The 13,808-nt window shown below is 67.7% G+C and carries 12 protein-coding genes; 2 read left to right on the forward strand and 10 right to left on the reverse strand.

The window, feature by feature from the left end; all coding sequences use genetic code 11:
• Positions 1 to 88: 88 nt before the first annotated feature.
• The 5 genes from LNW73_RS11060 to LNW73_RS11080 all read right to left on the reverse strand — a co-directional run bounded on the left by LNW73_RS11060 (position 89) and on the right by LNW73_RS11080 (position 5,803).
• On the reverse strand, positions 89 to 1,168 hold the full coding sequence (locus tag LNW73_RS11060; protein WP_308402033.1) for an ABC transporter ATP-binding protein: 1,080 nt from the start codon (positions 1,166 to 1,168) through the stop codon (positions 89 to 91).
• Entirely contained in the window at positions 1,161 to 2,186 is a 1,026-nt protein-coding gene (locus LNW73_RS11065) for an ABC transporter ATP-binding protein (RefSeq protein ID WP_250977549.1), read from the reverse strand. The genes LNW73_RS11060 and LNW73_RS11065 overlap by 8 nt, the downstream gene beginning before the upstream one ends.
• Before the next feature lie 12 nt (positions 2,187 to 2,198).
• Positions 2,199 to 3,182 carry an ABC transporter permease gene (locus LNW73_RS11070; protein ID WP_250977548.1) on the reverse strand — a complete coding sequence of 328 codons (984 nt, stop codon included), beginning with the start codon at positions 3,180 to 3,182 and terminating at the stop codon, positions 2,199 to 2,201.
• Entirely contained in the window at positions 3,175 to 4,098 is a 924-nt protein-coding gene (locus LNW73_RS11075) for an ABC transporter permease (RefSeq protein WP_138351031.1), read from the reverse strand. Before LNW73_RS11075 ends, LNW73_RS11070 begins: the two co-directional genes overlap by 8 nt.
• A 64-nt stretch (positions 4,099 to 4,162) precedes the next feature.
• On the reverse strand, positions 4,163 to 5,803 hold the full coding sequence (locus tag LNW73_RS11080; RefSeq protein WP_250977547.1) for a peptide ABC transporter substrate-binding protein: 1,641 nt from the start codon (positions 5,801 to 5,803) through the stop codon (positions 4,163 to 4,165).
• A gap of 169 nt (positions 5,804 to 5,972) precedes the next feature.
• Here LNW73_RS11080 and LNW73_RS11085 point away from each other — a divergent pair, with 169 nt between their 5' ends.
• A complete protein-coding gene (locus LNW73_RS11085; protein ID WP_250989795.1) occupies positions 5,973 to 6,920 on the forward strand; it encodes a class I SAM-dependent methyltransferase in 948 nt (315 codons plus the stop codon).
• Positions 6,921 to 6,976: 56 nt separating this feature from the next.
• Here the strand turns inward: LNW73_RS11085 and LNW73_RS11090 are convergent, their stop codons facing one another.
• From LNW73_RS11090 to LNW73_RS11110, 5 genes are all read right to left on the reverse strand, one after another.
• The gene (locus tag LNW73_RS11090) at positions 6,977 to 8,077 is read right to left on the reverse strand and encodes an ABC transporter ATP-binding protein (protein WP_250977545.1); all 1,101 of its coding nucleotides are present in this window, start codon (positions 8,075 to 8,077) and stop codon (positions 6,977 to 6,979) included.
• Positions 8,070 to 9,119, reverse strand: coding sequence for an ABC transporter ATP-binding protein (locus LNW73_RS11095; RefSeq protein WP_250989796.1), 1,050 nt, complete (start codon positions 9,117 to 9,119; stop codon positions 8,070 to 8,072). The genes LNW73_RS11090 and LNW73_RS11095 overlap by 8 nt, the downstream gene beginning before the upstream one ends.
• A gap of 64 nt (positions 9,120 to 9,183) precedes the next feature.
• Positions 9,184 to 10,116 (reverse strand): ABC transporter permease, encoded by a 933-nt coding sequence (locus LNW73_RS11100; RefSeq protein ID WP_250977543.1) that lies wholly within the window; start codon positions 10,114 to 10,116, stop codon positions 9,184 to 9,186.
• A 33-nt stretch (positions 10,117 to 10,149) separates the two neighbouring features.
• Complete coding sequence (locus LNW73_RS11105; RefSeq protein WP_250989797.1) at positions 10,150 to 11,073, reverse strand: ABC transporter permease; 924 nt, start codon at positions 11,071 to 11,073, stop codon at positions 10,150 to 10,152.
• Between the two features lie 175 nt (positions 11,074 to 11,248).
• Complete coding sequence (locus LNW73_RS11110) at positions 11,249 to 12,898, reverse strand: peptide ABC transporter substrate-binding protein (RefSeq protein WP_250989798.1); 1,650 nt, start codon at positions 12,896 to 12,898, stop codon at positions 11,249 to 11,251.
• 436 nt (positions 12,899 to 13,334) lie between these two features.
• On the opposite strand from LNW73_RS11110, the gene LNW73_RS11115 reads away from it, so the two are divergent.
• Positions 13,335 to 13,745 carry a VOC family protein gene (locus LNW73_RS11115; RefSeq protein WP_250977540.1) on the forward strand — a complete coding sequence of 137 codons (411 nt, stop codon included), beginning with the start codon at positions 13,335 to 13,337 and terminating at the stop codon, positions 13,743 to 13,745.
• Positions 13,746 to 13,808: the final 63 nt, after the last annotated feature.

Below are 13,808 nucleotides of genomic sequence, written 5' to 3' on the forward strand. Positions count from 1 at the left end.
GGCCCGTACCCGGACACCCCAGCAGCACCCGGGTACGGGCCGTGGCGTGCGCCCGCCCCGACGGCCGTCGGAGCCGGCGCCCGCCCGGTCAGTCCTCCCTCGGGACCACCTGCTTCTCCTCCGCGAAGTGGCAGGCGCTGTCGTGCGCGGCGGGCGAGTCGAGCCCGCGGAACACCGCAGGGACGGCCAGCAGCGGCTCCTCGAGCGTGCAGCGCTCCTGCGCCTTCCAGCAGCGGGTGCGGAACCGGCAGCCGGACGGCGGGTTGGCCGGGGACGGTACGTCGCCGACGAGGATGATCCGCTCGCGCCGGTCGCGGGCGTCCGGGTCGGGAACGGGGACGGCCGACAGCAGCGCCTGGGTGTACGGGTGCGTCGGGTGCTCGTAGATCTGGTCGTCGTTGCCGATCTCGACGACCTTGCCGAGGTACATCACGCCGACCCGGTCCGAGATGTGCCGGACGATCGACAGGTCGTGGGCGATGAACATGTACGAGAGGTTGAACTCCTCCTGCAGCCGCCCCATCAGGTTCACCACCTGTGCCTGCACCGACACGTCCAGCGCGGAGACCGGCTCGTCCGCCACGATGATCTCCGGGCGCAGCGCCAGGCCGCGGGCGATCCCGATGCGCTGCCGCTGGCCGCCGGAGAACTGGTGCGGATAGCGGTTGATGTACTCGGGGTTGAGGCCGACCACGTCCAGCAGGTCCTCGACCGCCTTGCGGCGGTCGCCCTTCGGGGCGACCTCCGGGTGGATCTCGTACGGCTCGCCGATGATGTCGCCGACCGTCATGCGCGGGTTCAGCGACGTGTAGGGGTCCTGGAACACCATCTGGATGTTGCGGCGGACGACCTTGAGGGCCTTCCCCGACAGCTTGGTGATGTCCTCGCCCTTGTAGAGCACCTGACCGGCCGTCGGGGTCTCCAGGTTCATCAGGAGCCGGGCGACGGTGGACTTGCCGCAGCCGGACTCGCCGACGATGCCGAGCGTCTCGCCCTGGTAGAGGTCGAAGTCGACGCCGTCGACCGCCTTCACCGCGCCGACCTGCTTGCGGAAGAGGATGCCCTGGGTCAGCGGGAAGTGCTTGACCAGGCCGCGGACACTCAGGATCGGCTCCCGGTCCGACGCTCCGGCGGGCACCTTCGTCAGGTGGGTCGTGGTGTCACTCACCGATGGTCTCCGTCCAGAAGTGACAGGCGCTGGCCCGTGTCCCGCTGACCTCGTACAGCGGCGGCACATCGGTGCGGCAGATGTCCTGGGCCATCGGGCAGCGCGGGTTGAACGCGCAGCCGGCCGGGATGTGCAGGAGGTTCGGTGGCAGGCCCTTGATCGCGTAGAGCTCCTGGCCCTTCTGGTCCAGGCGCGGGATCGACCGGAGCAGGCCCTTGGTGTACGGGTGGGCGGGCTTCCGGTAGATCTCGTGCACGGGCGAGGTCTCGACGATCCGGCCCGCGTACATCACCGCGATCTTGTCGGCGACGTCCGCGACGACGCCGAGGTCGTGGGTGATCAGGATCAGACCCATGTGCAGCTCGCGCTGGAGCTCGGCGAGGAGCTCCATCACCTGCGCCTGGACCGTCACGTCCAGCGCCGTCGTCGGCTCGTCGGCGATGATCAGGTCGGGCTCCAGGGCCATCGCCATCGCGATCATGATGCGCTGGCGCATGCCCCCGGAGAACTGGTGCGGGAAGTCGCCCACCCGCTGCCTGGCCGCGGGGATGCGCACCCGCTCCATCAGCTCGATCGCCTTGACCTTGGCGTCCTTGCGCGACATCCCCCGGTGGACGGTGAACATCTCGCCGAGCTGCTCACCGACGCTCAGGACCGGGTTCAGCGAGGACAGCGCGTCCTGGAAGATCATCGCCATCCGCTCGCCGCGCACCCGGCGGCGGGCCTCCTTGCCCATCGTCAGCAGGTCCTGGCCCTGGAAGACGATCTCGCCCTGGGTGACGAAGCCGGGCGGCGAGTCCAGGATGCCCATGATCGCCTGCGCGGTCACCGACTTCCCCGAGCCCGACTCGCCGAGCACCGCCAGCGTCTCGCCCGCGCTCACCGTGTAGTTGACGCCGTTGACGGCCTTGGCCACCCCGTCGCGGGTACGGAATTCGACGTGCAGGTCCCGCACGTCCAGCAGGACCCCCTGCGGGTCCGGCGGATCCTGCTCGACCTGCGTGATCAGGCTGGTCATGGAACGCCTCCGTCAGCGCAGCTTGGGGTCGAGGGCGTCGCGCACCGCGTCGCCGAGCATGATGAACGCGAGCACGGTGATGCTCAGCGCGCCCGCGGGCCACAGCAGCATGTGCGGTGCGTTGCGGATCTGGGTGGACGCCGCCGAGATGTCGATGCCCCAGGAGACGGTCGGCGGCTTGAGGCCCACCCCGAGCCAGGACAGCGTCGCCTCCAGCGCGATGTACGTGCCGAGCGCGATGGTCGCGACCACGATCACCGGGGCGACCGCGTTCGGTGCGATGTGCCGCAGCAGGATGCGGCTGTGGTTCGCCCCCAGCGCCTTGGCCGCCTGGACGTAGTCGTTCTGTTTGGCGGTGATCACCGAACCGCGCGCGATGCGGGCGATCTGCGGCCAGCCGAGCAGCACCATGAAGCCGATGACCGGCCACACCGTGGAGTTGGTGACGACCGACAGGAAGACCAGGCCGCCGAGGATGATCGGGATGGCGAAGAAGATGTCACTGATCCGGGAGAGCACCGCGTCCGAGGTGCCGCCGAAGTAACCGGCCAGCCCGCCCAGGATGCCGCCCAGCAGCGCGACGCCCGCCGTGGCGCAGACGCCGACGGTGACCGACGCGCGGGCGCCGTACACCACGCGCGTGTAGACGTCGCAGCCCTGGTTGTCGTACCCGAAGGGATGGCCGGGCTGGGAGCCCTGCTGGGACTTGGACAGATCGCACTGGAGCGGGTTGCCGCTGGCGATCAGCGACGGCCACAGCGAGATGACGATCAGGAAGAGGATCAGCAGCGAGGAGATGATGAAGATCGGGTTGCGCCGCAGGTCGTGCCAGGCGTCGGACCACAGGCTGCGGGGCTTGCCCGTCGGGCCGCCCGGTTGCGGTGCGTGGCCCGGCGCGTGATCGAGCGTCTGGGCCTCGGAGGCGGCCAGGTCCATCGATCCGCCCATGCCGGTGGGGGCGACGGACTCGTTCGATCGGTCGTACTCCTCAGGCATACCGAATCCTCGGGTCCAGGACCGCGTAGAGCAGGTCGACGAGCAGGTTCGCCAGCAGGAAGACGATCACCAGGATGGTGACGAAGCCGACCACTGTCGCTGAGTTGTGCCGGAGGATGCCCTGGTAGAGCTGGTATCCGACACCCTGGATGTTGAAGATCCGCTCGGTGACGATCGCGCCGCCCATCAGGCCGCCGATGTCCGTCCCGATGAAGGTGATCACCGGGATGAGCGAGTTGCGCAGCAGGTGCCGCAGGATGACGCGGCGCCGGGGCAGCCCCTTGGCGACCGCGGTGCGGACGTAGTCGGCGCGGGTGTTCTCGGCGATGGACGTCCGGGTCAGCCGGGTGACGTACGCCAGCGAGACCAGGGCCAGCACGATGCCGGGCAGGATCAGTTCGTTGAGCGGTGCTTCCGGCGATACCGATGGCTCGCCGATGCCCCATTGCACCGCGATCACGTACTGCAGCACATAGCCGAGCACGAAGACCGGGATGGAGATCACGACCAGCGTCATCAGCAGCACCGAGGTGTCGATGGGGCGGCCGCGGCGCATACCGGTGATCACACCGAAGGTGATGCCGATGACGATCTCGAAGAAGATCGCGACCAGCGTCAGGCGCAGCGTCACCGGGAAGGCGCTCTTCATCAGTTCGGTGACGGGCTGCCCGTTGAACGCGGTCCCGAAGTCACCGGTGAAGATGTTCCCCATGTAGTCGAGGTACTGATGCCACAACGGCTTGTCGAGGCCGTACTGGTGCCGGATCTGCGCGGCCGTGGCGGGGTCGGGGGCGCGGTCGCCGAAGAACGCGGCCACCGGGTCGCCGAGCGCGTACACCATCACGAAGATCAGGAACGTGGCGCCGATGAACACCGGGATCATCTGCAGCAGGCGCCGGATCACATAGCGTCCCATGGGGCCTTCCCCAAAGTCGGGCGGTGGCCCGGCGCGTGGTCACCGCGCCGGGCCACCGCGCGGGTCAGCTGACCTTGATCTCGTTGTAGACCGGGACGCTGAACTGGTTCAGCGCCACATTCGAGATCTTGGTGGAGTAGCCCCCGGTGCCGTTCTGGTACCAGAGCGGGATGGCCGGCATGTCGATGGCGAGCTGCTTCTCCGAGTCCTGGAACAGCGCGACGGCCTTCGCGGTGTCCGGCTCGGCGTTCGCCTGGTTGATGAGCTTGTCGAAGTTCGCGTTCGTGTAGTGCGAGTCGTTCGACGACGCGTTGGTGTAGTAGATCGGCTGCAGGAAGTTCTGGATCAGCGGGTAGTCCATCTGCCAGCCGGTCCTGAACATGCCGGTCATCTGCTTGTTCGTCACCTTCGAGCGGAAGTCCGCGAAGGTGCCGATCGGGTTGAAGACGCACGCCTTGTCGTTGCCGAGCGCGTTGTTGATGCTGTTGCAGACCGCGTCGGACCAGTCCTTGTGCGAACCGGTGTCCACGTTGGACGTCAGGGTGACCTGGCCGCCGGGCAGGCCGCCGGCCTCCGTGATGAGCTTCTTGGCCTCGGTCGGGTTGAACGTGCAGGCGTCGCCGCACAGCCCGGCCTTGAAGCCGCCCGCGTCGCCGAGCACCGGCGAGGTCCAGTCACTGGCGGGCTCGCGGGTCTTCTGGAAGATCTGCTCGGTGATCTGCGCGCGGTTGATCGCCATCGACAGACCCTGGCGGATCTTCGCCGCGTTCGGCCCCGACCACTTCGGGTCGTACAGCGGGAACGAGACGGTCTGGATGATGCCGGCCGGCTGGTTGATGAACCGGTCTCCCAGGTCCGACTTGGCGTTCTTGAGCTGCGACGCGGGGATGTCGTCGACCAGATCGATGTTGCCGGCCTGCAGGTCGGTGTACGCGGTGTTGTTGTCGGTGTAGACCCGCAGGTCGATGCCGCCGTTCTGGGCCGGGTCAGGACCCTTGTACCCGGCCCACTTGCGCATCTTCATCGTCTGGCCCTTGGTGTACGAGTCCACCGTGTAAGGGCCGTTGCCGATCGGCTTGTTCAGCCAGGTGGCGTGGTCGGAGAAGAACGACTTCGGCAGCGGGTCGTACGCCGAGTAGCCCAGCGTGTCGGGCCAGGTGGAGAACTTGGCGCCGAGCTTCACGGTGAAGTTCAGGTCGTCGACCTTCTTCAGCCCGCCGAGCGTCTGGGCGGTGGACGCGGCACCCTCCTTCTCCGGGTGCACCGCGTCGTAGCCGTCGATGAAGCGGAAGAAGCTGGCGTTCTTCTGCGCGTTCTTCAGCAGCGCGCCGTAGTTCCAGGCGTTGATGAAGGAGTCGGAGGTGACCGGGTCGCCGTCGCTGAAGGTCCAGCCGGGGTTCAGCTTGATCGCGAAGTTCAGCGAGTCGCTGGTGGTGATCGACGCCGCGACCATGTTCTCGGCCTTGCCGGTCTTCGGGTTGTACTTCTTGAGACCACGGAAGAGCATGTCCAGCACCTTGCCGCCCTGCACCTCATTGGTGTTGGCCGGCTCCAGCGGGCTCTGCGGGTCTCCCCACGAGGCACTGACGATTCCCGAGGCGCCGCCTCCACCACCGCTGTCGCTGCCCCCGCCGCCACAGGCGGTGGCCGCCAGGGCGACGGCCGTCGCACAGACGGCCCACTTCAAGCGCGTGGATCCGCGCATCGCGTGCCTCCTCATGGGTCACAAATGACACTTAGTTCCTCATGACACCCCAAACCCTTCACCGACGCACCTCTAGCGCACCCGTGTCGCCCTACGAACTCCTGGCCGACACCCCGTGTGGGCCAACGCCTCACTCAGCGGCGTTGTCCGACATAGGGTCAGAAGGGTGATGACGACAGCCGAAGAATCGTTCCTGCGCGCTTTTCACGCCGAGCACCCGGCCGTGACATCGCGCTCCCTGGCCCGTGGCCGGGACGCCGCCGGCCGCTCCAGCTACCGGATCCTCAGCGACCTGGTCGCCGGACACCGGCGGGTGCTGGACCTCGGCTGCGGTGACGGGTTCCTGCTGGAGCAGGTGGCGGAGGCGGGTGCTGCGCCGGCCGCTGACGAGGGGGCGGCTGCGGCGGGAGCAGGCGAGGCGCCGGCCGGTGACGAGGGGAGCGCCGCGGTTGCGGTGCCGGTCCGCGACGACCCGGTCGCCGGCCGGGAGCTCGCGGGCGTCGACCTCTCCCCCGACGACCTGGCCCTCGCGCGCCGGCGGCCGGCGCTGGCCGGCGCCACGCTCCTGGAGGCGCGGGCCCAGGACCTGCCGTTCCCCGGCGACCACTTCGACGCCTGTGTCTCCCACATGGCGCTGATGCTCATGAACGACGTCGACCGGGTCGCCGCCGAGCTCGCCCGGGTCCTCGCCCCCGGCGGCCTGCTGGCGCTCGCCCTGGGCGGTGGCGCCGCGGGCGGCGAGGCCTACGAGCTCTTCAGCGCCCTGACCGGCCCCGTCGTCGACGCCGTGCCCGACACCCAGCGGATCCCCCGCCTCGGCGACCGGCGGACCCGTGACCGCGCGGGCCTCGACGCGATCCTCACGCCGGCCGGCTTCGCGCCGGTCGGCTGGGAGACCGTACGGATCGACCTGAGCGGCTCGCTCGAGGACGTGTGGGTCACCCTCTCCGCCCTCTACGACCTCGGCCCCCTCTCCCGGGAAGCCACGAACGCGCTGCGCGAGACCTTCACCGCGGGCGCCGCCTCCCTCGCCCTCCCGGACGGCACGATCCCCTGCGCCATGAACATGCGCATCGCCACCACACACCTGACGGCGGGACGAGCCGGGAACGGGTGAGGGCCCCTGCCGATCCAGGACGGATCGGCAGGGGCCCTCACACGGTGTGCGGCGCGTTACGCGACGCCCACGACGTCCTTGACCTCGGCGAAGTGGCATGCCGAGTCATGGGCGGCGGGCGAGTCGACGCCCTTGAAGCGCTCCGGGATCGCCAGCAGCGGAACGTCCGTGGCGCACTTGTCCTGCGCCTTCCAGCAGCGGGTACGGAACCGGCAGCCGGACGGCGGGTTGGCCGGGGACGGGACGTCTCCGGTCAGGATGATGCGCTCACGGTGGGCACGGGCCTCGGGGTCCGGAACGGGGACGGCCGAGAGCAGCGCCTGGGTGTACGGGTGGGTCGGGTACTCGTAGATCTCGGCGTCGGAGCCGATCTCGGCCATCTTGCCGAGGTACATCACGCCGACCCGGTCCGAGATGTGCCGGACGATCGACAGGTCGTGGGCGATGAAGATGTAGGAGAGGTTGAACTCGTCCTGCAGGTTCTCCATCAGGTTGATGACCTGGGCCTGGACCGACACGTCGAGCGCGGAGACCGGCTCGTCGCAGATGATGACTTCCGGGTTGAGCGCCAGGCCGCGGGCGATGCCGATGCGCTGCCGCTGGCCGCCGGAGAACTGGTGCGGGTACCGGTTGATGTACTCCGGGTTGAGCCCGACGACGTCCAGCAGGTCCTGGACCTTCTTGCGGCGGGTGCCCTTGGGCGCCACCTCGGGGTGGATGTCGAAGGGCTCGCCGATGATGTCGCCGACCGTCATGCGCGGGTTCAGCGACGTGTACGGGTCCTGGAACACCATCTGGATGTTGCGGCGGACGACCTTGAGGGCCTTCCCCGACAGCTTGGTGATGTCCTGGCCCTTGTAGAGGACCTCGCCCGCGGTGGCCGTCTCCAGGCTCATCAGCAGCTTGGCGACGGTGGACTTGCCACAGCCGGACTCGCCGACGATGCCCAGGGTCTCGCCCTGGTACAGCTCGAAGGAGATGCCGTCGACGGCCTTGACCGCGCCGACCGTCCGCTTGAACACGATGCCCTGGGTCAGCGGGAAGTGCTTGACCAGGTTCCGGACCTGGAGGATCGGCTCGCCACGGTCGACCGGGGCGTTGATCGCCGCCTCGACGGCCTCGACTGTCGTCTCATCGTCCTTGCTGAGATCAGCCATGGATCGTCTCCTTCCAGAAGTGGCAAGCGCTGCCACGGCCCGGCAGCTCGTCGCCGTCGGCCTCGGTCACCGTGTGCAGCGGCGGCACATCGGTCCGGCAGATGTCCTGCGCCATGTCGCAGCGCGGGTTGAACGCGCAACCGGAGGGAACGGCCAGCAGGTTCGGCGGGAGGCCCTTGATCGCGTAGAGCTCCTGGCCCTTCTGGTCCAGGCGCGGGATCGACCGGAGCAGGCCCTTGGTGTACGGGTGGGCCGGCCGCTTGTAGATCTCGTGCACCGGCGCGGTCTCGACGATCCGGCCCGCGTACATCACCGCGATCTTGTCCGCGACGTCGGCGACGACGCCGAGGTCGTGGGTGATCAGGATCAGACCCATGTTGGACTCGCGCTGCAGCTCCGCGAGCAGGTCCATGACCTGTGCCTGGACCGTCACGTCGAGCGCCGTGGTCGGCTCGTCCGCGATGATCAGGTCGGGTTCGAGGGCGATGGCCATCGCGATCATGATGCGCTGGCGCATACCGCCGGAGAACTGGTGCGGGTAGTCACCGACCCGCTCCCTGGCCGCCGGGATCCGGACGCGGTCCATCAGCTCGATGGCCTTCTTCTTCGCGTCCTTCTTCGACAGCCCCTGGTGGGCGCGGAACATCTCGCCCAGCTGGAAGCCGACGGAGAGCACCGGGTTCAGCGAGGACAGCGCGTCCTGGAAGATCATCGCCATCTTGTTGCCGCGCAGCTTGCGCCGCTCGCTCTCCGGCAGGGCCAGGATGTTCTGCCCGTGGAAGAGGATCTCGCCCTGGGCGACGCGCCCGGGAGGGCTGTCCAGGATGCCCATGATCGCCTGGGCGGTCACCGACTTGCCGGAGCCCGACTCGCCGAGCACCGCCAGCGTCTCACCGGCGCTCACGCTGTAGTTGACGCCGTTGACGGCCTTGGCCACACCGTCGCGGGTCTTGAATTCCACGTGGAGGTCGCGCACTTCGAGCAGCGGGCCGCCGGCGGCGGTCGTTCCAGTGCTCTCGGCGGCCGTTTCGACCGTGGTCATGCCGTCACCTTCGTCCTGCTTGCTCGTAGCTCGTGCTCGTGGGGGTCCGACTCATGAGGGCGCCTCACCGGAGCTTCGGGTCGAGCGCGTCGCGCAGGCCGTTGCCGAGGAAGACGAAGCCGAGCGCGGTGATGACGATCGCCAGGCTGGGGTACACCCAGAGGTAGTCCTTGACGCCCATGAAGTCCTTGCCCGCGAAGATCATGTTTCCCCACTCGGCGACCTCGGGGCTCACCCCGACGCCGAGGAAGGACAGCGAGGCCTCGGCGACGATCGCGATGCCGACGCTGCTGGCCGCGTAGACCACCACCGAGGTGACGGAGTTGGGCAGGATGTGCTTCAGCACGATCCTGCGCCGGCTCGCGCCCAGCGCCTTGGCGGCGTGCACGTAGTCCATCTCACGCACCGACAGGATCTGGCTGCGGAGCAGCCGGGCGAAGGTGGCCCAGGAGAAGATGCCCAGCGAGATCACGACGGGCAGCACGCCACGGCCCATCAGCAGGATGATGACGATGGCGCCGACCAGCAGCGGGAACGCGAAGAACACGTCCGCCACGCGCATGATCACGGTGTCCCAGGCGCGGCCGAAGTAGCCGGCTATCGCACCCAGCGTGATGCCGATGACGCAGGCGAGCAGGATCGAGGCCAGGCCGACGATCATCGCGATCCGGCTGCCGTAGATGATGCGGGACAGCTGGTCGCGGCCGAGGGCATCGGTCCCCAGCCAGTGCTTGCCGCTCGGACCCTTCAGGGTGTTCATCAGATCCTGGTGGAGCGGGTCCGCGGGGGCGATCAGCGGAGCGAAAATTGCCACCAGCAGAAGAATGACGACGATCAGCAGGCCGACGACGGCCAGCTTGTTGGCGAGGAAACGGGCGCGGATCTCGCTCCAGTTGCTGACCCTCGCGACGCTCGGTTCGGCTGCGCTCTGCGCAGCCGGGGCCGGACCGGCCGCGGTGGTACCCGACCCATCCATGCCCGTGACGACCTCAGTCATGGTGTGACTCCTAATTCGGGACGACCCTGCGGGTCAGGAGAGGCGGATTCGCGGGTCGAGTGCGGCGTAGAGCAGATCGACGATCAGGTTCAGCAGGATGAAGACAGCAACGCTGTACGTCACCACGCCGACGATGATCGGGTTGTTCTGCGACTGAATCGCCGTGATCAGCGCGAGTCCGATGCCGTCCCAGTTGAAGATCGTCTCGGTGATGAGCGCACCACCGAGCAGACCGCCGAAGGAGATACCCAGGTAGGTGATCACCGGGATGACGGAGTTGCGCATGATGTGCCGGAGCAGGATCGTCCGGCGCGGCAGCCCCTTGGCCACCGCGGTCTTGACGTAGTCCGCGCGCAGCACTTCGAGCATGGTGCTCCGGGCGATCTGCGCGACAAGGGCGGCGTCGATGATGGCCAGCGTCACCGCCGGCAGCACCATGGAGTTGAACGACCCGTCGGAGATGAGCGGGAACCAGCCCAGCTCCACCACGAAGAAGCGCTGCAGGATCATGCCGATAACGATGGAAGGTACGCCCACGGCAAGGGTCGTGAGGAACGTCACCGACACGTCCCAGACCGAGTATCTGCGCATCGCCGCCAGTACACCGACGCTCAGGCCCAGGATGACGTCGAAGATGATCGCGGTCACCGCGAGCTTCGCCGTGTTCACCAGCTTGGGCTGGAGGATCTCGTTGACCGAGCGGCCCTGGGTGTAGTCCTCACCCAGATCGCCCTTGCCGAGCTTCTCCACGTAGTGCACGTACTGCACGACCAGCGGGTCGTCCAGTCCGTACTTCGCGCGCAGTTCCTTGACCACCGCGGGATCACGCGCCTTGTCACCGCCGATCGAGCCCACCGGGTCACCCGGGAGCACGAACAGGCAGGCGAACAGGATCATCGTCGCACCGAGCACGACGACAACCAGCTGGCCCAGCCTGCGGACCACATACCTTCCCATGACTTACCTCTCTACCTCGCTGCCGCACCGAAGCAGCCACAACGCCCGGGTCGGGCGCGCCTGGACGGGGCGGTGGATCACACCGCTCCCGACGGGGGCCGGGGCCGGGGCGACCGAGTCTCGACTCGATGCCACGGCCCCCGGTTCGCGCCGCACTGGTTGCGGCGGTGTGTGACTACTTCGCGCTGATCTCGGCGAGGTTCGGGTCCTCGTGGAAGTCCATCGCCCCACCGGTGAACTTCTTGGTGTTCACCAGACGGAACTGGGTGCGGTTCCACAGCGGGATCAGGGCCTGGTCGTCCATCGCCAGCTTCTCGGCCTGCTTGTAGACCTCGTTGCGGGCGGCGGAGTCCTTGGTGCTACGGGCCTTCTCCACCAGTGCGTCGAACGCCGGGTTGTTGTAGCGACCGCGGTTGTCGCCCTGGACCTTGCCCGAGGCGTCCTTGTTGATGGACTTGGAGTCCAGCAGCGGGAACAGGAAGTTGTCCGGGGTCGGGTAGTCCGCGCCCCACGCGAAGCGGTAGGCACCGGTCGCACCCGGCGCCTGCTGGGCCGCGAGCAGCTCCTTGAACGGCTTCGCGTCCATCTTGACGTTCAGACCGAGGACGTCCTTGATCTGCTGGACGACGGCCTGGACCCACTCCTCGTGGCCACCACCGGTGTTGAAGCCGATGTGCAGCTCGTCACCGGGCTTCAGACCGGCCTCGGCCGCGAGGGACTTCGCCTTGTCCTTGTCCTGCTTGATGCAGGAGACGCAGAGGTCCTTCTGGTAGACGTCCTTGAAGGACGGCGGAAGGATCGTCGTCGACTTGGTCTGCATGCCCTGGAAGACACCGGCGATGATGGCGTCCCGGTCGATCGCGTACGAGATCGCCTGACGGGCCTTGGCGGTCTTCAGCGGACCGTTCTCGGTGATCGGGAGCAGGTAGTTCATGCCGCTGGTGTCGGCCTGGATCCACTCGTTCTGCGCCGTGTACTTGGCCTTGGCCGAGGTCAGCTGCGCGGTGGGCATACGGGCCCAGTCGAACTGGCCGGACTGGAAGCCCTGGTACTCCAGGTTGCTGGCGTTCGCCGAGTTCAGGATCGAGATCTTGACCGTGTCGAGGTGGGCCTTGGTCAGACCGTAGTCGTCGTTGCGGACGAGCGTGATCGACTTGTTGTGCTCCCACTTGCCCGACATCTTGAACGGGCCGTTGCCGATGGGGGCGTCGTTGTACGCCTGGTTCTTGCCGGCGCCCGCGACCTTCGGCACCGGGGACATCGAGGTGTGCGTGGTCTTGACGTCGAACTCGAAGTCCGGCGTGCTGAGCTTCACCTGGATGGTGTTCTCGTCCGGCGCGCTCAGGCCGGAGAACGTGGTCGCCGTGCCCTTCTGCAGCGCTTCGAAGCCGTCGATGCCGCCGACGTTGGGCGTGGCGACGTCGGACGCGGAGTCCTTGGCGGCCAGACGGGTCCAGCCACGGATGAACGCCTCGGCGTTGACGATCTCGCCGTTGGTGAACTTGGTGCCGGGCTTGATCTTGAAGGTCCAGGTCTTGCCGTCGTCGCTGACCGTCTTGGAGGTCGCGAGAGCGGGTATGACCTTGCCGTCAGCGGTCGGCTCGTACAGCCCGGTGAACAGGTTGTCCGTGACCAGGATGCCCTCGGACTCCTGGGCGTTGACCGGGTCGATCGAGACCGGCTCGACGAGGCCGAGGCTGAAGGTGCCACCGGCCTTGCCGGCACCGGCCGGCTTGTCGTCCTTGTTGTCGCCGCCGCAAGCGGTCGCTGCAAGGGCAACGATGACCGCGCCCACGACCCACTTGGCGCTCTTGGCACCGCGCATGGATTGCCTCCTCAGGAGTTCACTGTTTTTACGTGAAAAGAAGGCCGACCATCCGCTGACACCCCTGACAGCGAAACCGGCCCTCTGTTGCTCGTGAGTCGGCGCTCCCCATAAGCGCTTGGACCCATTGACCCGAGCTGAACTGCGTCCCACTATCGGGCACGTTTAGGCGCGTAACCACACCCAAATGGTCTCGCTTTGATCACATCGGGTATGAACTTGGCCCACAATTCGGACATTTGGAACGTAGACAGACACCCGCGAAACGGACTGTTAACGCAACATCCGGCGAATCGCGTCCGCTATGCGGACGCGGGTCCGTCGAAATCGGTTGCGGGAGGTCCGAAAAAGCCAGCCCGAGTCTACGCGGGTCACCCTCCGGGCGTCCTCGATACGACCGGGCCCGCCCGGCCGCCGGAACCTGTTGAATCGGCCCATGAGCCAGGAGATCTCCGGACTGTTGCACCACGTCGAACTGTGGGTCGCCGACCTGCCCGCCGCCACCGCCGGCTGGGGCTGGCTGCTGGGCGAGCTCGGCTACACCCCGTTCCAGGACTGGCCCGCGGGGCGCAGCTGGAAACTCGGCCCCACCTACATCGTGGTCGAGCGCTCCCCCGCCCTCACCGGCGACCGGCACGAGCGGCGCCGGCCGGGCCTCAACCACCTGGCCTTCCACGTGGCCGACCGCGCCATGGCCGACGATCTCGCGGCCAGGGCGCCGGAGCACGGCTGGACCCTGATGTTCCCCGACCGGCACCCCTTCGCGGGCGGCGACGCGCACTACGCCGCCTATCTGGAGAACGCCGAGGGGTTCGAGGTCGAGCTGGTCGCACCCATCGCCTCCTGACGGCGGGGCGGCTAATCTGACTGACCGTCAGGTTGTAGCCGGCCGCGGGAAGGGATCCCCAGT

Source organism: Streptomyces sp. RKAG337, assembly GCF_023701715.1.
In the GTDB taxonomy this organism is placed as follows: domain Bacteria; phylum Actinomycetota; class Actinomycetes; order Streptomycetales; family Streptomycetaceae; genus Actinacidiphila.

Excerpts from the sequence above, each read along its gene's own strand:
- LNW73_RS11070 (WP_250977548.1), bottom strand. The coding sequence starts at position 3,182 with ATGCCTGAGGAGTACGACCGATCGAACGAGTCCGTCGCCCCCACCGGC.
- LNW73_RS11065 (WP_250977549.1), bottom strand. The coding sequence starts at position 2,186 with ATGACCAGCCTGATCACGCAGGTCGAGCAGGATCCGCCGGACCCGCAG.
- LNW73_RS11110 (WP_250989798.1), bottom strand. The coding sequence starts at position 12,898 with ATGCGCGGTGCCAAGAGCGCCAAGTGGGTCGTGGGCGCGGTCATCGTT.
- LNW73_RS11075 (WP_138351031.1), bottom strand. The coding sequence starts at position 4,098 with ATGGGACGCTATGTGATCCGGCGCCTGCTGCAGATGATCCCGGTGTTC.
- LNW73_RS11100 (WP_250977543.1), bottom strand. The coding sequence starts at position 10,116 with ATGACTGAGGTCGTCACGGGCATGGATGGGTCGGGTACCACCGCGGCC.
- LNW73_RS11090 (WP_250977545.1), bottom strand. The coding sequence starts at position 8,077 with ATGGCTGATCTCAGCAAGGACGATGAGACGACAGTCGAGGCCGTCGAG.
- LNW73_RS11080 (WP_250977547.1), bottom strand. The coding sequence starts at position 5,803 with ATGCGCGGATCCACGCGCTTGAAGTGGGCCGTCTGTGCGACGGCCGTC.
- LNW73_RS11105 (WP_250989797.1), bottom strand. The coding sequence starts at position 11,073 with ATGGGAAGGTATGTGGTCCGCAGGCTGGGCCAGCTGGTTGTCGTCGTG.
- LNW73_RS11115 (WP_250977540.1), top strand. The coding sequence starts at position 13,335 with ATGAGCCAGGAGATCTCCGGACTGTTGCACCACGTCGAACTGTGGGTC.
- LNW73_RS11085 (WP_250989795.1), top strand. The coding sequence starts at position 5,973 with ATGACGACAGCCGAAGAATCGTTCCTGCGCGCTTTTCACGCCGAGCAC.
- LNW73_RS11095 (WP_250989796.1), bottom strand. The coding sequence starts at position 9,119 with ATGACCACGGTCGAAACGGCCGCCGAGAGCACTGGAACGACCGCCGCC.